This is a genomic window from Streptomyces cyaneofuscatus (genome assembly GCF_000718135.1).
GTDB classification, from domain to species: Bacteria; Actinomycetota; Actinomycetes; order Streptomycetales; family Streptomycetaceae; genus Streptomyces; species Streptomyces cyaneofuscatus.
Genome location: NZ_JOEM01000001.1, coordinates 151,129 through 173,628, shown reverse-complemented (window position 1 = coordinate 173,628; position 22,500 = coordinate 151,129). Strand labels below are relative to the sequence as shown.

Below are 22,500 nucleotides of genomic sequence, written 5' to 3'. Positions count from 1 at the left end.
GTTTCGCAGTACATCCGAGAGGTCATCTTCCGATGCGTCAACCGTCCGTCATATCGCGCCGCGTGGCTGCGGCCACCGTCACCCTCGTCCTCGCCGCGGGTGCCGCGGCCTGCGGTCCCGGGGACAGCAAGGGCGGCGACAGCGGCTCCGGCGCCGAGGGCACGCCGCAGAAGGGCGGCACCCTCACCGTCCTGAACCGCAACACCCAGCAGGACTTCGACCCCGCCCGCCTCTACACCTCCGGCGGCGGCAACATCCCCTCCCTCGTCTTCCGCACCCTCACCACCCGCAACCGTGAGGACGGCGCCGACGGCGCGCAGGTCGTCCCCGACCTCGCCACCGACCTGGGCAAGCCCAACAAGGACGCCACGGTGTGGACGTACACCCTCAAGGAGGGGCTGAAGTACGAGGACGGCACCGCGATCACCTCGGCCGACATCAAGTACGGCATCGAGCGCTCCTTCGCCCCCGAACTCTCCGGCGGCGCCCCCTACCTGCGGGACTGGCTGATCGGCGGCGCCGACTACCAGGGCCCGTACAAGGACAAGAAGGGCCTCGACTCCATCGAGGTGCCCGACGACCGGACCATCGTGTTCCGGCTGAACAAGCCCGAGGGCGAGTTCCCCTTCCTGGCGACGCAGACCCAGACCACCCCGGTGCCGAAGGCCAAGGACACCGGCACCAAGTACGAGGAGCACCCCGTCTCCTCGGGCCCGTACAAGGTCGTCACCAACGAGAACGACGGCGAGCGCCTCGTCCTGGAGCGCAACCCGCACTGGTCGGCCAAGACCGACGAGGAGCGCAAGGCCTACCCCGACCGGATCGACGTCCGCTCCGGCCTCGACGCCGCCGTCATCAACCAGCGGCTCTCCGCCTCCCAGGGCCCCGACGCCGCCGCCGTCACCACCGACACCAACCTCGGCCCGGCCGAACTCGCCAAGGTCAGCAGCGACAAGAAGCTCGCCGCCCGCGTCGGCACCGGCCACTTCGGCTACACCAACTACATCGCCTTCAACCCGAAGGTGAAGCCCTTCGACAACCCGAAGGTGCGTCAGGCGATCTCGTACGCCGTCGACCGCTCCTCGGTCATCAACGCGGCCGGCGGCTCCTCGCTCGCCGAGCCCGCCACCACCTTCCTCCCCGAGCGGGACTCCTTCGGCCACGCGCCCTACGACCACTTCCCGGCCGGGAAGACCGGTGACGCGGCGAAGGCGAAGGAGCTGCTGAAGGAGGCCGGGTACGACAAGGGCCTGACCGTCACCCTCACCCACTCCAACGCCAAGGACTTCGAGACCAGCCCGGAGATCGCCACCGCGCTCCAGGCCGCCCTCAAGAAGGCCGGCATCACCGTCAAGCTCCAGGGCCTTGAGGACAACGACTACTCCGACACCATCCACGACGCCAAGAAGGAGCCCGGCTTCTTCCTCGCCCACTGGGGTGCCGACTGGCCCTCCGGCGGTCCGTTCCTCGCCCCGATCTTCGACGGCCGGCAGATCGTCGAGAACGGTGCCAACTACAACACCGGCTTCCTGAACGACCCCGAGGTCAACAAGGAGATCGACGAGATCAACAAGCTGACCGACCTGAAGGCCGCCGCCGCCCGCTGGGGCGCGCTCGACAAGAAGATCGGTGAGAAGGCGCTGACCGTGCCGCTGTTCCACCCCGTCTACAAGCGCCTGTACGGCCAGGACGTCAAGAACATCGTCATCAGCGACTGGACCGGCGTCCTCGACGTCTCCCAGGTCGCGGTCAAGTAGCGGGTCGCGGTCACCTCACCATGTCCGAAGCCCTGCTGGTCCAGGAGGCGGGAGCGGCGCCGGCCGTCGCCCCCGCCTCCGGGGCCCGGCTGTTCCGGCGGAGGCTGCGCGCCCAGCGCGCCGCCTTCGCCGCGGCCCTTGTCGTCCTCCTGCTCGTCCTGGTCGCACTCGCCGCGCCGCTGCTCACCGCAGTGGCGGGCCAGGATCCGAACACCTACCACCCCGATCTCGTCGACTCGGCGGCCGGCGGCGTCCCCATCGGCCCCTTCGGCGGCATCAGCGCCGACCACTGGCTCGGCGTCGAACCGCAGACCGGCCGCGACCTGTTCGCCCGGATCGTCTACGGCGCCCGGGTCTCGCTCGGCGTCGCCCTCTTCGCCACCGTCCTCCAGATCACCCTCGGCCTGGTCATCGGCCTCACCGCCGCGCTCGGCAGCCGTTGGGTCGACCAGCTCCTCAGCCGGATCACCGACATCAACGTGGCCCTGCCGATCATGGTCATCGCCCTGGCGCTGCTGGCGATCGTCCCCGAGACCTTCCCCCGGCCCGTCCTGATCGCCCTGGTCATCGGGGGCATCAACTGGGCCGGTACGTCGAAGATCGTGCGGGCCCAGGCGCTGACCCTGAAGTCCCTCGACTTCGTCTCGGCGGCCCGGCTCAGCGGACGCGGGAAGTGGTCCATCGCCCGTCGCGAGCTGCTGCCCTCGCTCGCCGCCCCTGTGATCACGTACGCCGCCCTGGCCTTCCCCACCAACATCATCGTGGAGGCGGCCCTCTCCTTCCTCGGCGTCGGCATCAAACCGCCGACCCCGTCCTGGGGCCAGATGCTCACCGAGGCCGACACCTGGTACCAGGCGGCCCCGACCTATCTCCTGCTCCCGGCCGGGCTCCTGTTCGTGACCGTCCTCGCGCTCACCGTCCTCGGCGAAGGCGTCCGTACGGCACTCGACCCGCGCGCCGCCTCCCGGCTGCGCGTGGGCACAAAGCGGACCCGCGCCGGCACCAAGCAGACCCGCGTCGGCACGAAGCGGACCAAGGAGGACGCGGCATGACCGGCTTTCTCATCCGGCGGCTCGGCGGGGCCGTCCTCGTCCTGTTCGCCCTGACCGCCATCCTGTACGGCATCTTCTACGTCGCCCCCGGCGATGTCGCCCAGCTCGTCTGCGGCCCGCGCTGCTCACCCGCCCAAGTCGCCCAGGTCACCGAGCAACTGCGGCTGAACGACCCGCTGTACGTGCAGTACGGGCACTTCCTCCAGGGCATCGTCGCCGGGCGCGACTTCTCCACCGGCACCGGTGTGGAGCACTGCTCGGCGCCCTGCCTCGGCGTCTCCTACCAGTCCGACCAGCAGGTCACCCAGCTCATCCTGGCCAAGCTCCCGGTCACCGGATCGCTCGTGATCGGAGCGTTCGCGGGCTGGCTGCTGCTGGGTGTGGGCACCGGCGTGCTCTCCGCCTGGCGGCGCGGCCGGCTCACCGAACGCGTCCTGACCTGGCTGACGCTGGCGGGCTCGGCCACGCCCGTCTTCGTGATCGGGCTGCTGCTCATCATCGTGTTCTGCTCCACCCTCCAGTGGCTCCCCGCCCCTTCGTACGTCCCGTTCTCGGAGGACCCCGAACAGTGGGCGTGGGGGCTGCTGCTGCCCTGGGTGTCGCTGGCGCTGATCGAGTCCGCGAAGTACGCGCGGCTCACCCGCAGCGCCATGCTGGAGACCCTCGCCGAGGACCATGTGCGCACCTTCCGCGCGTACGGGGTCGGGGAGCGGGCCATCATCGGCCGGCACGCGCTCCGGGGCGCGGTGGCGCCCGTCATCGCCCTCAGCGCACTGGACTTCGGCACGATGTTCGGCGGCGCCGTGCTCACCGAGTCCCTCTTCGGCATCCCGGGCATCGGGCGCGAACTGGTCAACGCGGTGAAGGTCGTCGACCTGCCCGTGGTGGTCGGCATGGTGCTGGTGACCGGGTTCTTCGTCGTCCTCGCCAATGCCGCCGCGGACCTGCTGTACGCGCTGGCCGACCGACGGGTGGTCCTTTCATGACGACGCGTGAGCTACTGGTCGACGTTTCCGACCTCACCGTCGACTTCGGTTCCGTACGGGCCGTCGACGGGCTCTCCTTCACCCTGGAGGCGGGCGGCGCCCTCGGCGTGGTGGGGGAGTCCGGCTCCGGCAAGTCCGCCTCCGCCTACGCCCTGCTCGGCCTCCACCGGGGGACGGGCGCCCGGGTCGGCGGCACGGTCAAGGTCGCCGGTACGGATGTGAACGCGGCCGACGACGCCGGTCTCAGGGCGCTGCGGGGCGCGAAGGCCGCCATGGTCTTCCAGGACCCGCTCTCCTCCCTCGACCCGTACCACCCGGTGGCCGACCAGATCGCCGAGGTCTACCGGGTCCACCACCGCGCCTCCCGCAAGGCCGCCCGCGCCCGGGCCGTCGAGGTGCTGGACCGGGTCGGCATCCCGGACGCGGCCCGCCGCTCCCGGCTGCGGCCGCACGAGTTCTCCGGCGGGATGCGGCAGCGGGCGCTGATCGCGATGGCCCTGGCCTGCGAGCCCCGGCTGATCGTGGCGGACGAGCCGACGACCGCGCTCGACGTCACCGTCCAGGCCCAGATCCTCGACCTGCTGCACACCCTGCGCCAGGAGACCGGCATGGGGCTGCTGCTGGTCACCCATGATGTGGGCGTGGCCGCCGAGAGCGTGGACGACGTGCTCGTCATGCGGGAGGGCCGCGAGGTGGAGCGCGGACCGGTGGCACGGGTGCTCGGGTCGCCGCGTGAGGCGTACACGAAGGAGCTGCTGGCGGCGGTGCCGAGGGTGGAGACGCGGCGGGTGGTGCCTTCGCAGCGTGTTGCGGAGGACGTGACTCCGCTGCTCGAAGCCGTCGACCTGCGGCGCGAGTTCGGCCGGGGGAGCGGCAAGGTCGCCGCCGTGGGCGGGGTCTCGCTCACCGTGCACGCCGGGCAGACGCTCGGCATCGTCGGCGAGAGCGGCAGCGGCAAGACCACGCTCGGGCGGATGCTGGTCCGCCTCCTGGACCCGACGGCGGGCCGGCTCCGTTACGGGGGTACGGAGATCGGCTCGCTGTCGGAGAAGGAGCTGCGGCCCTTCCGGCGCGAGCTCCAGATGGTGTTCCAGGACCCGGTCGCCTCGCTCAACCCGCGCCGCTCGGTCGGCGAGTCCGTGGCCGACCCGCTGCGGGCCGCCGGGGAGCGCGACGAGGGGCGCGTACGGGACCGGGTGGGCGCACTCCTGGAGCGCGTCGGGCTCGACCCGGCGCACTTCGAGCGCTACCCGCACGAGTTCAGCGGCGGACAGCGCCAGCGCATCGGGATCGCCCGCGCCCTGGCCGCCGAGCCGAAGGTCATCGTCTGCGACGAACCGGTCTCCGCGCTCGACGTCACCACCCAGGCCCAGGTCGTCGCGCTGCTCGCCGAACTCCAGCGCGAGCTGGGCATCGGCCTGGTCTTCATCGCCCACGACCTCGCCGTGGTCCGGCAGGTCAGCGACCGGGTCGCGGTGATGCGCGGCGGCCTGATCGTCGAACAGGGCAGCGCCGACGAGGTGTACGGAGACCCCCAGGACCCGTACACGAAGCAGCTGCTGGCGGCTGTTCCGGCGCTCGATCCCGGGCTGGCGGCGGCGCGCCGGGCGGCCCGCAGGGAACTGGCCGCAGCCTGACCCTCCGTAACAACCGACCGTCGTACCGCGACGGAACGCGACCGGCGCGGGAAAGTTACGACGGTTCACCCCTTTCGGTGGTGCGACGGACAACCGTCCGTCGCACCACCGGCGTATCCGCTTACGGTCGTCCCGCTGCGAGTCGCCGTTCCAACGGCGGCCGCCCACAAGGGAGATCGGGGGTGTACTCGTGCGGATCGGACTGCTCACCGACGGTGGCTATCCGTATGCGACCGGTGAGTCCAGGCTCTGGTGCGACCGGCTGGTGCGCGGGCTGCCGCAGCACGAGTTCGACCTCTTCGCCTTGAGCCGCTCCGCCCACCAGGAGGACCAGGGCTGGGTCAGGCTGCCGCACCACGTCAGCCGGGTGCGCACCGCGCCCCTCTGGACCCCTGAGGACGGCGCCCTGCGCGGCAGCGGTGAACCCCGCCTGCTCGCCAGGCTGGTGACCGGCGGGGGCGTCTCCTACGGACGGCGCGACCGCAAGCGCTTCGCCGCCCATGTGAAGGCGCTGGCCACCGCGATCTGCGCCACCGAGGACACCGGCACGGACCCCGCCGACAGCGCCGGGCTCTTCGCCGAAGGGTTCTACGGGCTCGCCGAGCTGGCCAGGGAGCGCGGCGGACTCCACCTCGCCCTGCGCTCCGAGGCCACCGTCCGGATCCTGGAGGCCGCCTCCCGCGCCCCGGGCGCCGGCCGGACCGTGCAGAGCGCCACCGTCGTGGACCACCTCGCCTTCGCCGCCGAACTGGAGCGCGTCCTGCGCCCGCTCTCGCTCGACTGGTACGAGCCGGAGAGCCTCGGCGCCGTCGACCTCTGCCACGCGGCGTCCGGCGGAGCGGCCGCCATCCCGGGGCTGCTGGCCAAACGCTTCTTCGGTGTGCCGCTGCTCGTCACCGAGCACGGCGTGCCGCTCCGTACGCACTACCTGGCCGCGCCGGACGCCTCCTTCGGCGCTCCCGTCCGTGCCCTCCTCGCCCACTTCCACATGCTGCTGGCCGCCGAGGTCTACCGGCAGGCCGCGCTCGTCACCGCCGGCAACACCCACGTACGCCGCTGGCAGCAGCGGTGCGGCGCCGACCCCGCCCGGCAGCGCACGGTCTACCCGGGCATGGCCGCCGAGCGCTTCTCCGCCGTCGGCGAGGACGACGACGCGGGCGGTCCGGACACCCTGGTCCGGGTCGGCCGGATCGAGCCCGCCAAGGACCTGATCGCCCTGCTCCACGCCTTCGCCGAGGTCCGCCGCGCCGAACCGGACGCCCGGCTGCGGATCTTCGGCGCCCCGGCGGACGGGGACGAGGCCACCACGTACCTCGCGCACTGCCGGGCACTGGCCGCCCAGCTCTTCCCCGATGAGGCCACCGGCGCCCACACCGAAGGCGTCAGCCCGGTCACCTTCGAGGAGATCGGCGGCCCCGAGGTCCCCGGCCTCGCCGAGGCCTACGCGGCGGGCGGCGTGATCGTGCTCTCCAGCGTGGTCGAGGGCTTCCCGATCAGCCTTGTCGAGTCGATGTTCTGCGGCCGGGCCACCGTCTCCACCGACGTCGGAGCGGTCGTCGAAGTCATCGGCGGCACCGGCCTGGTGGTGCCCCCGCGCAACCCCCGGGCGCTCGCGGACGCCTGTATCGCGTTGCTGCGCGACCCCGAGCGCCGGGCGCGACTGGGGGCGGCGGCGCGGGCCCGCGCGCTCGAACTCTTCACCGTCGAACAGAACCTCGCGGCATTTCGCGGCATTTACCTGGAGCTGATCTCGCACGCCCCGGTGCGCCGGGAGGCCGACGCCGTGGACGCCGACGGCGAGCCGCTGCTCTTCGCCGCCCCGGCGGAGGCCCGGCTGCTCGGCCCCTGGACCCAGCCGCAGCCCGCGGCCGTCGGAGCCCGGGCCCGGAGCTGGGCCGCCGCCGGGGCGGAGTCGGAGGGGGAGTCGGAGGGGGAGCCGGGGTGCCTCTGCGCGACGGCCTGCGGACCGGGGGACGGCGATGCGTGACCACCCGATCCGGCCCGACCACGGAGAAGACCCCCCGATGCCCCGCCCTGCCGAGACCCCGTCGAGTGCCGCGGAGATCCCGTCCCGCGCCGCCGAGATCCCGTCGCGCCCCGTCGAGATTCCTGCGCGCCCCGTCGAGACTCCTGCGCGTGCCGCCGAGCTTCCTGCGCGCCCCGAGCGGCGCAGGCCCGCCGCCCCCGCGCGCCGGGGCCCCGCCGACCCCGTGAAGTCCCTCATGCACGACCACCGCGACCTGTGCGAACGGGCCGTCAGCCCGCTGGAGATCGCCGCCGGTCTGGAGGCCCACGGCCTCACCGACCGCACCGCCGCCCGCTACCGCCACCGCGACGTGTTCGCCCTCGCCGAGGAGCTGTACGCCCGCACCCCGGCCCGGCCCGCCGGGCCCGCCGTGGCCGCGCCCCCGCCGCCGGGCCCCGACACCGAGGCCCGCGCCGGGTGGACGCTGCTCGCACTGCTCCCCGGCGCCGCCTGCCTCGCCACCGCCGGGCTGCTCCGGGTCACCGAAGAGGTGCTCGGCGGGGGAGCGCGCGCCGCCGTGACGGTCACCGGCGCACTCCTCGCGTGCCTGGCGCTCCGGCTCTGCCTCGGCCGGGGCCCGCTGCGCGCCCCCGAAGGAGCGGGCCGCGCCGGGATGTACGCCTGCTGGCTACTGAGCTTCGCGGTGTACGGGGAGGGGCTGCTCGCCCAGGTCGTCAGCGGCGGCCCGGACGGCCTCTGGGAGGCCGCCCCCGCCCCGCTGCTCGGGCTCACCGCGGCACTCGCCCCAGCGGCCTGGTGCGCGCACCTCTTCACCGTGCGCGCCCACCGCAAACTCACCGGGAGCCGCGCACTGGAGGAGTTCGGTGCGGGAGTGCGGCCCCTCCTCCTGGCGGCCGTCGCGCTCTTCGTCTGCGCCCTGCTGCCCCTGCTGTTCCTGGCCGACCTCGGCTTCGGCGGCGACGGCATGCCGGTCGCGGCCGCCGCCCTCGGCGTGCTGTTCTTCCTGGCCCGGCTGCTCGCCGCGCACGGACTGCCCGAGCCGGGCACTGTCGCCCTCGCCGCCGCCTGCGCCATGGAGGCCGCCGCCCCCGCCCTCGTCCTCGCCGGACGGCTGCCCGGCCTCGACCCCTTGGCCCGGCCCGTCCACGCCCTCGTCGCGGCGGGCGGCACCGGAGCCGTGCCCGCCCTCGCCTGCGGGGCGGCGGCGCTCGGACTCCTGGTCCACGCCTCCGCCGCGCTCTCCCGGGCCTCGGCCCACACCAGGGCGTGACCGACCCCCGTACCCCCGGAACCTCCACCCCCCGAACCGCACCACCTCACCACCGCACCACCCCGCGGAGCCGACGCCGCGGGCCCTGTCCGACACCCGCACCAACCAGCGAACCGACCCACCAAGGAGAAACCCGCCATGACCCCCCAATCCCCCGCACCGGCAGCCCGCCGTCGGCACCGAGGCGGTGCGCGATGAGGGTGCTGCTGCTCGGAGCCAACGGATTCCTCGGCCGCTTCGTCGCCGACCGGCTGCTCGCCGACCCCGCTGTCCACCTCACGGCCCTCGGCCGCGGCGACGACGCCGACGTCCGGTTCGACCTCGCCGGCGGCAGCCCGGGAGCGCTCACCCGCTTCCTGGACGCCGTCCACCCCGGAGTCGTCGTCAACTGCGCGGGCGCCACCCGCGGCGGCGCCCGTGACCTCACCCGCCACAACACCGTCGCCGTCGCCACCGTCTGCGAGGCCCTGCGCCGCAGCGGCTGCGGGGCCCGGCTCGTCCAGGTCGGCTGCGCCTCCGAGTACGGCCCCTCGCAGCCCGGCTCCTCCACCGCCGAGGACGCCATCCCGCGCCCCGGCGGCCCGTACGGCGTCAGCAAGCTCGCCGCCACCGAACTGGTCCTCGGCTCGGGCCTCGACGCCGTCGTGCTCCGGGTCTTCTCACCCGTCGGCCCCGGCACCCCGGCGGGCTCCCCGCTCGGCCGGCTCGCCGAGGCGATGCGCCGGGCCATGCAGTCCGGCGACGGTGAGCTCAAGCTCAGCGGCCTCGGCGTGCAGCGGGACTTCGTCGACGTACGGGATGTGGCGCGGGCCGTGCACGCCGCCTCGCTCTCCGCCGCCCAGGGCGTCGTCAACATCGGCACCGGGCGCGCCGTCCGCCTCCGCGACGCCGCCGCCGTCCTGGCGCGGGTCGCCGGATACGCGGGCGCGCTCCACGAGCTGGACTCCCCGCCCCCGCGCCTGCCCATCGGCGCCCCGCGCACCTCCGCCGAGTCGGTCATGGAGCACCTCTCGGCGACCCCGTCCCCGTACCCGGACGGCTGCGGGGTCTGGCAGCAGGCCGACGTCCGCACCGCGCGGGACCGGCTCGGCTGGCGCCCCCGGATCAACCTGGAGGAGTCCCTCGCGGACATCTGGATGGAGGCGGCGTGCCGCATCTGACCGCTCCCGCCGACGCCCGCAGGACCGCGGGCGGCGAGCAGCTCGGCTTCGGCGTCCCCGGTTACGCCCACCCGCTGCTCGCCCCCGCCGAATGGGCCGAGCTGATCCGCCCCGGCACCCCGCTGCACTGGGCCGTCCTCAACATCGCGGAGGGCCCCGGCACCCGCCCCGACCCGCACTGCCTGGAAGTGGCCGGCAGGCTCCGTAACGCCCGGGAACGCGCCCTGCACGGCGAGGCCCCGGACGACTCCGTACGCGCCTGCGGCGGCCGGCTCCTCGGCCACCTCGATCTCGCCTACGGCAACCGGCCGTTCGACGAACTGATCGCGGACGCCCGGGCCTTCATCGACTGGTACCGGGTCGGCGGCTTCTACCTCGCCCGCTGCCCCGCCGAGCGGGCCGAACTCCCCGGCGTACGCCGTCTCACCGGCACCCTCCACGCGCTCCTCGCCGAGAGCGACAGCGCGGACGACGGCGGCCGCCTGGTGCTGGGCCACGGCACCCACCCGTACCCCGGGTACGCGGAGGCGGCCGACCAACTGGTCACCTTCCAGGGCCCGTGGACCGACTACCGCTGGTCACAGGTGGCCGAGTGGACGGCGGACTACCCGCCGGAGCGGTTCGCGCACTTCGTCCACGGGGTGCCGCGCACCCATCTCGACGAGGCGATGCGCATCGCCCGCTGGCAGGGCGCCGGGACGATCTTCTTCACGGACCGGGGCGGGCGGAGCGGCGACGGACGGAACGGCGACGGCCGAGGCGACGACGGACGGACCGGACAAACCGATCCATTCGCGGCGCTGCCCAGGTACTGGGACGAAATCGTCTCGCGGATCGGACCCGGTATCTCGGAATGAGAAGGGGCGTGGCAGTGTTACCGGAAGAACAACCGTACGTAGTCGATGTACGCACAGTCGACGTACGTAAATCCGACCACCTGCATTGTTGAGGTTCCTGTGTCGCTGCCACCCCTGGTCGAGCCGGCCGCCGAGCTCACCGTCGACGAGGTCCGCAGGTACTCCCGCCACCTGATCATCCCGGATGTCGGGATGGACGGGCAGAAGCGCCTGAAGAACGCCAAGGTGCTCTGTGTGGGCGCCGGCGGCCTCGGCTCCCCGGCCCTGATGTACCTGGCCGCGGCCGGGGTCGGCACGCTGGGCATCGTGGAGTTCGACGAGGTCGACGAGTCGAACCTGCAGCGCCAGATCATCCACAGCCAGGCCGACATCGGCCGGTCCAAGGCGCAGTCCGCCAAGGACTCCGTGCTGGGGATCAACCCGTATGTCAACGTGGTCCTTCACGAGGAGCGGCTCGAAGCCGAGAACGTGAAGGAGATCTTCGCCCAGTACGACCTGATCGTGGACGGCACGGACAACTTCGCCACCCGCTATCTGGTCAACGACGCGGCCGTGCTGCTGAACAAGCCGTACGTATGGGGCTCGATCTACCGCTTCGACGGCCAGGCCTCCGTGTTCTGGTCCGAGCACGGCCCCTGCTACCGCTGCCTCTACCCGGAGCCCCCGCCGCCGGGCATGGTCCCCTCCTGCGCCGAGGGCGGCGTGCTGGGCGTGCTGTGCGCGTCGGTGGGCTCGATCCAGGTGACCGAGGCGATCAAGCTGCTCGCCGGCATCGGTGACCCGCTGGTCGGCCGTCTGATGATCTACGACGCCCTGGAGATGCAGTACCGCCAGGTCAAGGTCCGCAAGGACCCCGACTGCGCGGTCTGCGGCGAGAACCCGACCGTCACCGAGCTCATCGACTACGAGGCCTTCTGCGGCGTCGTGTCCGAGGAGGCCCAGGAGGCGGCGGCCGGCTCCACGATCACTCCCAAGCAGCTCAAGGAGTGGATCGACGGCGACGAGAAGATCGAGATCATCGACGTCCGCGAGCCGAACGAGTACGAGATCGTCTCGATCCCCGGCGCCAAGCTGATCCCGAAGAACGAGTTCCTCATGGGCAACGCCCTCCAGGACCTCCCGCAGGACCGCCGTATCGTCCTGCACTGCAAGACGGGTGTCCGCAGCGCCGAGGTCCTCGCGGTCCTCAAGTCGGCGGGCTTCGCCGACTCGGTGCACGTCGGCGGCGGCGTGATCGGCTGGGTCAACCAGATCGAGCCCGAGAAGCCGATCTACTAGAGAGTCACGCGGTACCTATGGAGAAGGGGCCGGACCACCTCGGGTGGACCGGCCCCTTTCCCGTGCGCGTCAGCCGCAGGTCGTGCCGTCCTGCGGGACCTTCCCGTCCAGGAAGTAGCCGTCCACCGCCGCGGTCACACAGTCGCCCTCGCCGTACGCCCCGTGCCCCTCACCCTTGTTGGTGAGCATGATGCCGACGCCCTTGCCCAGCTCGTCCGCCATCCGCTGCGCCCCCTCGTACGGGGTGGCCGGGTCCCCGGTCGTCCCGATCACCAGGATCGGGCCCGCGCCCGGCGCACTGGTCTCGGGCGTCTCGTGCTCCCCGTCGACCGGCCACTGGGCGCACCAGCCGGCCGTGTCCCAGGCCAGGAACGGCCCGAACACCGGGGAGAGCTTGCGGAACTCCGGCAGCAGCGCGCGGGCCTCGTCCACCGTGGGGCGGGCCTTGGAGTCGGCGCAGGAGATGGCTCGCTGGGAGTGCGCCTGGGTGTCGTAACGCCCGTCCTCGTCCCGCCCGTTGTACGAGTCGGCGAGCTGGATCAGCCCGTCGCCCGTGCCCTTGTTCTCCGCCTCGTCCAGGGCGGCCGTCAGCGCGGGCCAGCCGGACTGCGAGTAGAGCGGGGTGACGATGCCGGTGACGGCGAGGGACTCCGTCAGCTCGCGGCCGGACGCGGTCGGCAGCGGCTTCCGGTCGATCCGGGCCAGCATCCGGGCGATGCGCTCGGAGCCCGCCTTCGGGTTCTCGCCGCGGTCCTTGAGGTAGTTCTCCAGGGCGCGCTGGAAGCCGGTCGCCTGGTTGCGTGCGTGCCCTATGCCGTCGGCCGTCGGGTCGACGACCGCGTCCAGGACGGTGCGGCCCACGTTCTGCGGGAAGAGGTGCGCGTACGTGCCGCCCAGCTCCGTACCGTAGGAGAAGCCGAAGTACGACAGCTTGTCGTCGCCGAGGACCTCGCGGATCAGGTCCAGGTCACGGGCGGCGTTGGACGTGCCGACGTGCGGGAGGACCTTGCCGGAGCGGCGCTGGCAGCCCGCGCCGAAGTCCGCGCCGTCCTTGATGAACGCCGCCTCCTCGGCCGCCGTGTCCGGGGTCAGGTCGACGCTCCGGAGGGCCTGTTCCTGCTCCTCGTCGGTGCGGCAGTTCACCCCGGAGCTGGCGGCGACCCCGCGCGGATCGAAACCCACCAGGTCGTAGCGGGAGTTGAGCTTCTCGTACGAGGAGGCCGCGCGCGGCAGTATCTCCACGCCCGAACCGCCCGGGCCGCCGAAGTTGAACAGCATCGAGCCGAGCCGGCGGTCCTTGTCCCGGGCCTGCTTGCGGATCAGCGCGACGGCGAGGGTCTCGCCGGACGGCTTCGCGTAGTCCAGGGGCACCTTGACGCTCGTACAGCGCCAGTCGGAGCCGGGCGCGCTGCCGCCGCTCGGGGCCGTACAGCGCTTCCAGTCGGGGCGCTGGGAGGTGAGGGCGGCGGGCAGGGGCGGGGTCTTCGGCGTCTCCTTCAGGCCCGGTGAGGGAGAGGCGGAGGTGTCACCAGGGCGGCCGTCCGCCCGGTCGCTCGACTCCGGTTCCGTGGACAGCAGGCCGCAGCCGGCGAGCAGTCCCGCCGTCAGGAGGGCCGCTCCGGTCCGGAGAACCCCTTGGTGCGCACGCATGATCCGGCATCCCTCCCCGTGGCCCGAAGCCGGTGATGACGACGCGTCGGGCGCGTGTGATGTCCCGTCATGCTAAAGGCTGCCGTCCGGTGGGCGGATCACTCGCAGACGGTGCCCGACTTCGGCACCGTACCGTTCAGGAGATAGCCGTCGACGGCCCCCTGAACACACGTGTTCTTACTGTTGTACGCGCCGTGGCCCTCGCCCTTGTAGGTCAGCTCGACGCCTACTCCCTTGCCGAGTTTGTCCACCATCGCCTTCGCGCCCGCGTACGGGGTCGCCGGGTCGCCGGTGTTGCCGATGACCAGGATCGGGGCGGATCCGGGAGCGCTGACGTCGGGGGTCACCCAGGCGCCCGCGACCGGCCAGCCGGTGCAGCCCATCAGGCCCCAGCCCAGGTACTCGCCGAACATCGGGGAGGCCTTGCGGAAGGCGGGCAGGGCGGCCTTCGTCTGCTCCAGGGTGAAGCGCTGCTTGTTGTCGGCGCAGTTGATCGCGATGTTGGCCGCGTTGGAGTTGTCGTACCGCCCGTCCTCCGAGCGGCCGTTCAGCGAGTCGGCCAGCGCGAGCAGCAGGGCGCCGGAGCCGCCGTCGGCCTCGTCCAGGCCCTGCTCCAGCAGCGGCCAGGTCTCCTTGGAGTAGAGCGCGGAGGCGATGCCGGTGGTGGCCAGCGTCTGCGTCAGCGCCCGGTCGCCGAGCCCGTCGATCGGCTCCTTCTCCAGCTTCGCCAGGAGGTCGGCGATCCACTTCTCGACCTCGGCCCCGGTGGAGCCGGGCAGGGCGCACTTGTCGCCGCGGTCCGCGCAGTCCTTGGTGAAGTTGTCGAAGGCGAGCTGGAACCCCTGGGCCTGGCCGAGGGATGACTGCTCGGCGTCCTTGGTGGGGTCGACCACCGCGTCGAAGACCGCCCGGCCCACCTTGTCCGGGTAGAGGTGGGCGTAGACGCCGCCGAGCTCGGTGCCGTAGGAGATGCCGAAGTAGTGCAGCTTGTCGTCGCCGAGCACCGTGCGCATCAGGTCCATGTCGCGGGCGGCGTTCGTGGTGCCCACATAGGGCAGTTCGGGGCCCGAGTTCTCCTTACAGGTGGCGATGAAGTCCTTCTGGCCCTCGACGAACTCCTTCTCCTCGGCCGCGTCGTCCGGCGTGGAGTCCTCCTGGTACATCGCGTCCAGCTGGGCGTCGTCCGCGCACTCCACGCCCTCGCTGCGCCCCACCCCGCGCGGGTCGAAGCTCACCAGGTCGTACCGGGTGCGGAGCCGGTCGTAGTCCGCGCCGAAGGCCGGCAGGGTCGCGACACCGGAGGCGCCGGGCCCGCCGAAGTTGAAGACGAGCGAACCGATCCGCCGCTGCTGGTCCTTGGCCTTCCCCCGGATCAGCGCCAGCTCGATCGTCCGGCCGTCCGGATCGGCGTAATCCAGCGGTACGTCCATGAAGGAGCACTCCCAGACCGCGCCGCCGGGCAGGGGCGAGGGCGACTCACCACCGCCCTGCGCCACGTTCGGCGCCGGACACGGCGACCAGTCCAGCTTCTGCGACGCCAGTTCCTCTGAGGTGGCGGTGGGGGAGGCGGTCGAGGCCCCGGAGGGCGTGGAGCGGCCCTCTCCGCCCCCGCCGCCGCCCGAGCAGCCCGCCAGGGGCAGCAGCACGGTGGCGGCGAGGGCGGCGGCACGCAGAGCGGGGGAAGTCCTCATGGGCTCCATCGTGCGGCGGTGCGCCGGGGAGCGCGCTGGGGCGCGGTCCATGCGGGTGGTGCGCCCCTCGGATACCTAGAGCTCGCCCTTCCGGGTCAGCTGGTTGAAGGCGATCCACCCCGGCAGCACCGGCAGCCACAGCGTCATCACGCGGTACAGCAGCACCGCCGGCGCCGCGACCTCCATCGGCAGCCCGACCGCGATCAGGCCCAGCGTCAGGGCGCCCTCGACCGCGCCCATGCCGCCCGGGGTGGGCGCGGCGGAGCCGAGCGCGTTGCCCGCGAGGAAGACCACCGCGATGCTCGCGTAGCTCAGCTGGGTCACGTCCGGGCCGCTGAACGCCCGGATCGACGCATCCAGGCAGAGCACGAACAGGCCGGTCAGCAGCAGCATCCCGCCGATCCCGGTGACCAGCTTCTGCGGCCGCTGCACCACGTCCAGCATGCGCGGCACGACCCCGGCGAAGAGCGAGCGCACCCGTGTCACCACGAACTTCCGCAGGAACGGGATGGCCGTCACCACCAGCACCAGCACCGCGACGGTCAGCAGACCGGCGATCACGGTACGGGAGGGGGTGAGGGAGTCCGGGGTCTTCTCCGTGCCCGTGAGATAGCCGAAGAGGGCCAGCAGCAGGATGTGGCAGCCGAGCCCGAAGAGCTGCGAGGCCCCGACGCTCGCCACGGCCAGACCGGGGCGCACTCCGGCGCGTTGCAGGAAGCGGGTGTTCAGCGCCACACCGCCGACGGCGGCCGGGGCGACGATCTTCACGAACGAGCCGGCCACCTGCGCCTGCACGGTCTTCAGGAACGGCACCCGCTCCGGCACGAAGCCCAGCAGGCTCATCGCCGCCGCCACGTAGCTGAGCCCGGAGAAGCCGAGCGCGGCGGCCACCCAGCCCCACTCAGCCTGCTCCACGAGCACCCCGAAGTCGGCCTGGGTGACCTGCGAGATCAGGAAGTACGCGGCGATGGCCCCGGCGATGAAGCTGAAGAGGGTGCGCGGCTTGATCCGCTCCAGGCGGACCGGCTCGACCGGTGCCTGCGGGCGGATCAGCAGCACCTGGCGGCGGATCTGGGCGAGCAGGTCCCCCTCCCGGGCTTCCTCCATCGCGTCGTCCACGGCCCGCTTCTCGGCCTGCTTCTCCGTCCGCAGCGACTTGCGCTCGGCCTTGTGGCCGGGCCTGGGCTCGGCCTGGGCCTCGGCCCCCGCCTGCGCGGCCTTCTCCGCCGCGTCCTGGGCCCGCGCCTCCTTGGCCGCCCGCGACGCCTCCAGCACCGCGTCCCGCTCCTGCTGCGACCGCTCCCGCGCGAGCCGGCGCAGCGTCGCCCGGGTGGACCGGCTCAGCGCGATCGGCTGGAGCAGCGGCAGGCAGTCCGCGACGGCGTCCGGGCCGAGCACGGCCAGGGCGCCGGAGACCGAACGCTCGGCCCCCACCCGCAGCCCCAGGGTGGTCAGCAGCTGCGCCACGTCCATCCGGAGCACCAGGTCACCGGCGGCGATCTCACCGCCGCGCAGGTCCGTCACGAACGCCTTGCCGGAACGATCCACCAGCAGCGCGTCACCGGTCAGCCTGCGGTGCGCGATCCGGCGCGACTGGAGGGCCTTCACCTGACGCCAGGCGCCGCGCACCAGGTCGTCGGTGATCTCCTCGTCCTCCATCTGGTCCAGCGACCGGCCGCCGATGTGCTCGTAGACGAGCATCACCGCGTCCGGGCCCAGCTCGGAGGTGGCGATCAGCTTCGGCGCGTTCGCCCCGGCGGCGATCGCCGCGTACGCGAGCAGTGCCTCCTGCTCCAGCGCCTGCCGCAGCGACTGGATCGAGCGGCGCTGGGTGATGCCGCGCAGCGTGAGGCGGCGCCAGGCCCGGTAGAAGAACCCCTGCGCCTGCTGCTCCCGGTCGACGACCGTCACATCCAGCGGGGGCCCGTCCTCCAGGGTGACCAGATACCGCCGTCCCCGGTCGTTCTGGTCGGTGTTGTCGTTGTCGGGGGCGTCCTCGGTGCGCATCGCGGCGACCGGCCGGAAGCCGACGTGCCGCAGCCCCGCCATCAGGTGCTGGCCGGTGGGGCGGACGTTGGGGGAGCCGACCGCGTACAGCGTTCCGTACGCCACGGTCCAGCCGATCAGGACCGTCAGGATGATCGAGAACGGGGTGGTGTACCCGCCGACCAGCATCGCGAAGGCGTCCAGCAGCAGCACCGCCCAGAGCACGACCCGCCAGCGCGGCCGTCTCGCCATTCCGACGGCGGTCATGTACGCGATCACGGGGGCGAGGTAGCCGTGCACCGGGTCGGTCAGTCCGGCGCCCGGCTGGGGCTGGGTCAGCGCCTCCTGGATGGTGCCGGGCGCGGAGCGCGATACCCAGAGGTCGGTGGCGAGGGTGACCCCGTGGGCGAGCACGGCGGCCAGGACGCCGTCGGCGATGCGCAGCCCGTCCCGCTTGATCAGCCGCTCGATGGCGAAGGCGACCGGCACGAGCAGCACGGCGATGCTGGAGACCAGCCCGGCGATCTTGATCAGCAGATCGGGCGCCTGCTCGGTGCCCTTGGAGATGTCGTCCTCGAGGCCGGTGGTGGTGCCCTGGGCGAACGCGGCGATCGCGAACAGCACGGCGATGGCGGCGATGCCGATGAGCAGCCGCATCAGGTCGGAGGGCCGGTGCACCCGGGCGGGGAGCAGCGGCTCGTCGCCGGAGACCCGGTCGCTCAGGGCGGCCTCGGCCGAGGCGAGCGTGGAGCCGGTGAGGTGGCCGCTGGTGGACGCGGTGGCCGCGGCGGGAGCGTCGGTACGGATCGCCTCGGCGCGCGCCGGAGCGTTCGGCGCGTGCTCCCCGGCGGGCTCCGGCGCACTCGCCGCGCGCTGCCCGGCGGGCTCAGGCGTACGCTCCGCGCGCTCCTCGGCGGCCTCCGGCGCACTCGGTGGGCGCTCTCCGGCATCGGAGGCGTCCGCCGCCTTCGGTGGCTGCACGCCCTGCTCCTTCGTCGCCTCTGGTTCGTCTTCGTGGTCTCGTATCACCGGTCACCGCCCGGATGATGGTGGCACGGCCCGGAGACGGAGGGGGGCATCAGGGTGCGTCGCCCGGGCGCGGGATGCGCAACATACGCCCCTTTGCACCTGCGCGCACGCTCGGTGACCGTACCGAGACGGTTCCGGCCGGGCTGTCGGTGGCGTACGGCAGGATGGGGCGGATGAGCCAGGACGAGACGGACGCGACGGGCGACGGGGCGCAGCCGGCCGAGCTGCCGGAGTACGCGGAGCGGGTCCTCGACGTCGCCGACCTGATCCCGCCGGGCCGGGTCATGACGTACGGCGATGTCGCGGAGTGGCTGGGGGACGGCGGCCCCCGGCAGGTCGGCCGGGTCATGGCGCTGTACGGCTCCGCCGTGCCCTGGTGGCGTGTGGTGCGGGCGGACGGGGCGCTGCTCCCGGGCCACGAGCTGCGGGCGCTGGACCACTACCGCGCGGAGGGGACCCCGCTGCGCGAGGCGTCGCGACAGGCGGACGGCCACCTTCCGCGGCTCGACATGCGCCGTGCGCGCTGGGACGGCGGTCCCGCCGGCGGTCAGGGCGAGGAAACTCACAGGTGACGGCGGACACCGCCGCCCCCGTCCGGCAGGGCGCGGCCGGATACGTGACGAGAGACGCAGCGCACCCGCCGCCTTCCGCGCCTCCGCTGGCGTAGCGTCGTCACCGCGCTCCACGCGCGCCCCCTCTCCTCGTCCCGTCTGGATGACCTTTTTCGGTCTGTATGACCTGTACGACCCGTAACCCCACCAGGACCGGCGATCCACGTGAGCTCCTCCTCTTCCACCCGGCACAGTCCGCACCGTGAGTCACGGCCGCGGACCACGGGCGCGTACCGACTGGTGCGCACCCCGCCGGGTTCCGTGGAGCCTCCTCTCCTGGACGCAGGCCAGCGCGCTGTGGTTGATCACGCCGACGGACCGCTGCTCGTCCTCGCGGGTCCCGGCACCGGCAAGACCACCACGCTCGTGGAGTCCGTGGCGGCCCGGGTGAACCGGGGCGCCGACCCCGCCCGCATCCTCGTCCTCACCTTCAGCCGCAAGGCCGCCGTCGAGCTGCGCGACCGGATGGCGGCCCGGCTCGGCGCGGCGCGCGGCCCGCAGGCCACCACCTTCCATTCGTACTGCTACGCCCTGGTCCGCGCCCACCAGGACGCCGATCTCTTCGCCGATCCGCTGCGGCTGCTCTCCGGGCCCGAGCAGGACGTCACCGTCCGCGACCTGCTCGCCGGCCAGCTCGACCTGGAGAAGGCGGGCCTGGCCCACGTCCGCTGGCCCGACGAGCTGCGCGCCTGCCTGACCACCCGCGGCTTCGCCGACGAGGTGCGCGCCGTGCTCGCCCGCAGCCGTGAACTGGGCCTCGGGCCGGACGCGCTCGCCGCCTTCGCCCGCCGCACGGGCCGGCCGGACTGGAGCGCGGCGGCCCAGTTCCTCGCCGAGTACCTGGACGTGCTCGACGCCCAGGGCGTGCTGGACTACGCGGAGCTGGTCCACCGCGCGGTGCTGCTCGCGGAGCGCCCGGAGGTCTCGGCGCAGCTGGCGGGGGCGTACGACGCGGTGTACGTCGACGAGTACCAGGACACCGACCCGGCCCAGGTACGCCTGCTGCACGCGCTGGCCGGGAACCGGGGACGCGGCACGGACGCGGGGGGCGGGCGCACGCTGGTGGCCTTCGGCGACCCGGACCAGTCGATCTACACGTTCCGGGGCGCCGACGTGAACGGCATCCTCGAATTCCCCGACACCTTCCGGCGGGCCGACGGCACCCCCGCCCCCGTCGGCGTCCTCACCACCTCCCGCCGCTCCGGCTCCGAACTGCTCGCCGCGACCCGGCTGCTCACCCGCCGGATGCCGCTGACCCGGCTGCCCGCCGACACCGTCCGCGCCCACCGCGAGCTGCACGCCGTCCGGGAGGGCGGCCGGGTGGAGACGTACACCTACCCGACCGCCTCCACGGAGCTGGACAACATCGCGGACCTGCTGCGCCGCGCCCACCTGGAGGACGGGGTCCCGTGGCGCGAGATGGCCGTGCTGGTACGGGCCGGAGGCCGCTCGCTGCCCGCCGTCCGGCGCGCCCTCACCTCTGCCGGCGTCCCCCTGGAGGTCGACGGCGACGACCTCCCGCTCCGCCACGAACCGGCCGTCGCCCCGCTGCTGACGGCCCTGCGGACGGTGGCGACGGCGGCGCTGCACACAGGCCGGGCCGACGAGGGGCAGGGCGAGGACGGGCAGGAGGCAGCCCGCGTCACCGCCCCCTGGCTCACCACCGAGACCGCCCTCACCCTCCTCGCCTCCCCCCTCGGCTCCATGGACGCCGCCGACCTGCGCCGTCTCGGCCGGGCCCTGCGCGACGAGGAGCGCGCCGCCGGAATCCGGGTCCCCGCCCCCTCCGACGAGCTGCTCGCCCGCGCCCTCGCCGAGCCCGAACGCCTGGTCACCCACGATCCGGCGTACGCCCACGGCGCCCAGCGCCTCGGCGCGCTCCTGCGCAAGGCCCGCGAGCTCCTGGAAGGCGGCGGAACCGCCGAGGAGGCCTTGTGGACCCTGTGGAACGGCACCCCCTGGCCGGGCAGGCTGGAGCGGGCCGCGCTGCGCGGCGGGACGGGCGGGCGCAACGCCGACCGGGATCTCGACGCGGTGTGCGCCCTCTTCGAGACGGCGGCGCGCGCCGAGGAGCGCACCGGCGGACGCGGGGCGCTCAACTTCCTGGAGGAGGTGGACGCCCAGGACATCGCCGCCGACACCCTCTCCCGGCGGACCGCCAGGCCCGACGCCGTACGCCTGATGACCGCGCACCGCTCCAAGGGCCTGGAGTGGCGGTTCGTCGTCGTCGCCGGGGTCCAGGAAGGGCTCTGGCCCGACCTGCGCCGCCGGGGCTCCCTCCTGGAGGCGGACCGGATCGGCCGCGACGGGCTCGCCGAACCCCTCACGCCCGGCGCCCTCCTGGCCGAGGAGCGCCGCCTCTTCTACGTCGCCGCCACCCGCGCCCGCGAGCGCCTCGTCGTCACCGCCGTGAAGGCCCCTGCCGACGACGGCGACCAGCCCTCCCGCTTCCTGACCGAGCTGGGCGTCGAACCCCGCGACGTCACCGGCCGCCCGCGCCGCCCCCTCGCCGTCGCCGCCCTCGTCGCCGAGCTGCGCGCCACCACCGTCGACCCGGCGGCCTCCGACGCCCTGCGCGACGCCGCCGCCCACCGCCTCGCCCGGCTCGCCGCGCTCACCGACGACGAGGGCCAGGCGCTCGTGCCCGCCGCCCACCCGTCCCGCTGGTGGGGCCTGGACGAACCGACCCGCTCCGCCGTCCCGCTGCGCGACCGCGACCAGCCCGTCACCCTCTCCGGCTCCGCCCTGGACCAGCTCGCCAACACCTGCGCCCTCCAGTGGTTCCTGGGCCGCGAGGTGAAGGCCGACGCCCCGGCCACCGCCGCCCAGGGGTTCGGGAACGTCGTCCACGTACTCGCCGATGAGGTCGCCTCCAGCCGTACGCCCGCCGACCTCGATGTCCTCATGGAGCGCCTGGACTCCGTCTGGAACGGCCTCGCCTTCGACGCCCCCTGGAAGTCCGAGCAGGAGAAGGACCAGGCCCGCGCCGCCCTGGAACGCTTCCTCAAGTGGCACGTCCTGGACCGCGGCGGCCGCACCCCCACCGCGAGCGAGCACGACTTCGACGTGACCCTGGAGGCAGGCGAGTACGCCGTCCGCATACGGGGCTCCATGGACCGGGTCGAACAGGACGCCGAAGGAAGGGCGTACGTCGTCGACTTCAAGACCGGCAAGAGCGCGCCCACCAGGGACGAGGTGGCCGCCCACCCCCAGCTCGCCGTCTACCAGCTGGCGGTCCGCGAGGGTGCGGTCGACGAGGTCTTCGACGGCCGGCGGCCCGAACCCGGCGGCGCCGAACTGGTCCAGCTCCGCCAGCCCGCCCCCAAGAAGGAGGGCGGCGACGCCTTCCCCAAGGTCCAGGCCCAGGAACCGCTGGCCGGGGAGTGGGTCTCCGACCTCCTCGCCACGGCCGCCGGAAAAGTCCTGGACGAACGGTTCACGCCCACCACCGGCACCCACTGCACCCACTGCACGTTCCGCGCCTCGTGCAGCGCGCAGCCGGAGGGGCGGCAGGTGGTGGAGTAGGGCTTTCGTGGGCATCGGCCCGGG

14 protein-coding genes are annotated in these 22,500 nt (G+C 73.3%); 11 read left to right on the top strand and 3 right to left on the bottom strand.

What is annotated here, in order from left to right:
* The first annotated feature begins 32 nt into the window (after positions 1–32).
* The 9 genes from IF17_RS0100855 (at position 33) to moeZ (ending at position 11,984) form a co-directional block, all read left to right on the top strand.
* On the top strand, positions 33–1,757 hold the full coding sequence (locus IF17_RS0100855) for an ABC transporter substrate-binding protein (protein WP_030561096.1): 1,725 nt from the start codon (positions 33–35) through the stop codon (positions 1,755–1,757).
* Positions 1,758–1,777: 20 nt separating this feature from the next.
* Positions 1,778–2,809, top strand: a complete 1,032-nt coding sequence (locus tag IF17_RS0100850; protein ID WP_051883844.1) for an ABC transporter permease — start codon at positions 1,778–1,780, stop codon at positions 2,807–2,809.
* The gene (locus IF17_RS0100845; RefSeq protein WP_030561094.1) at positions 2,806–3,795 is read left to right on the top strand and encodes an ABC transporter permease; all 990 of its coding nucleotides are present in this window, start codon (positions 2,806–2,808) and stop codon (positions 3,793–3,795) included. Before IF17_RS0100850 ends, IF17_RS0100845 begins: the two co-directional genes overlap by 4 nt.
* A complete protein-coding gene (locus tag IF17_RS0100840) occupies positions 3,792–5,432 on the top strand; it encodes a dipeptide ABC transporter ATP-binding protein (RefSeq protein WP_030561093.1) in 1,641 nt (546 codons plus the stop codon). Before IF17_RS0100845 ends, IF17_RS0100840 begins: the two co-directional genes overlap by 4 nt.
* 190 nt (positions 5,433–5,622) lie before the next feature.
* Positions 5,623–7,419, top strand: a complete 1,797-nt coding sequence (locus tag IF17_RS0100835; RefSeq protein WP_030561092.1) for a DUF3492 domain-containing protein — start codon at positions 5,623–5,625, stop codon at positions 7,417–7,419.
* A 37-nt stretch (positions 7,420–7,456) separates the two neighbouring features.
* Positions 7,457–8,689: a hypothetical protein gene (locus IF17_RS0100830; RefSeq protein WP_202591665.1), complete on the top strand. Its 1,233-nt coding sequence runs from the start codon at positions 7,457–7,459 to the stop codon at positions 8,687–8,689.
* Between the two features lie 194 nt (positions 8,690–8,883).
* Positions 8,884–9,849, top strand: coding sequence for an NAD-dependent epimerase/dehydratase family protein (locus IF17_RS0100825; RefSeq protein WP_018510116.1), 966 nt, complete (start codon positions 8,884–8,886; stop codon positions 9,847–9,849).
* A complete protein-coding gene (locus IF17_RS0100820; RefSeq protein WP_030561089.1) occupies positions 9,837–10,706 on the top strand; it encodes a spherulation-specific family 4 protein in 870 nt (289 codons plus the stop codon). The genes IF17_RS0100825 and IF17_RS0100820 overlap by 13 nt, the downstream gene beginning before the upstream one ends.
* 99 nt (positions 10,707–10,805) lie before the next feature.
* Positions 10,806–11,984, top strand: a complete 1,179-nt coding sequence (gene moeZ, locus IF17_RS0100815; RefSeq protein WP_030561087.1) for an adenylyltransferase/sulfurtransferase MoeZ — start codon at positions 10,806–10,808, stop codon at positions 11,982–11,984.
* A gap of 69 nt (positions 11,985–12,053) precedes the next feature.
* Here the strand turns inward: moeZ and IF17_RS0100810 are convergent, their stop codons facing one another.
* The 3 genes from IF17_RS0100810 to IF17_RS0100800 all read right to left on the bottom strand — a co-directional run bounded on the left by IF17_RS0100810 (position 12,054) and on the right by IF17_RS0100800 (position 18,292).
* A complete protein-coding gene (locus IF17_RS0100810; RefSeq protein WP_030561085.1) occupies positions 12,054–13,634 on the bottom strand; it encodes an alpha/beta hydrolase in 1,581 nt (526 codons plus the stop codon).
* A 98-nt stretch (positions 13,635–13,732) separates the two neighbouring features.
* Positions 13,733–15,325, bottom strand: a complete 1,593-nt coding sequence (locus IF17_RS0100805; protein ID WP_030561083.1) for an alpha/beta hydrolase — start codon at positions 15,323–15,325, stop codon at positions 13,733–13,735.
* 75 nt (positions 15,326–15,400) lie between these two features.
* Positions 15,401–18,292 (bottom strand): lysylphosphatidylglycerol synthase domain-containing protein, encoded by a 2,892-nt coding sequence (locus IF17_RS0100800; protein ID WP_030561081.1) that lies wholly within the window; start codon positions 18,290–18,292, stop codon positions 15,401–15,403.
* A 221-nt stretch (positions 18,293–18,513) separates the two neighbouring features.
* On the opposite strand from IF17_RS0100800, the gene IF17_RS0100795 reads away from it, so the two are divergent.
* Positions 18,514–18,912 (top strand): MGMT family protein, encoded by a 399-nt coding sequence (locus IF17_RS0100795; RefSeq protein ID WP_030561079.1) that lies wholly within the window; start codon positions 18,514–18,516, stop codon positions 18,910–18,912.
* A gap of 204 nt (positions 18,913–19,116) precedes the next feature.
* Positions 19,117–22,476: an ATP-dependent helicase gene (locus IF17_RS0100790; protein ID WP_030561077.1), complete on the top strand. Its 3,360-nt coding sequence runs from the start codon at positions 19,117–19,119 to the stop codon at positions 22,474–22,476.
* The last annotated feature ends 24 nt before the right edge of the window (positions 22,477–22,500 follow it).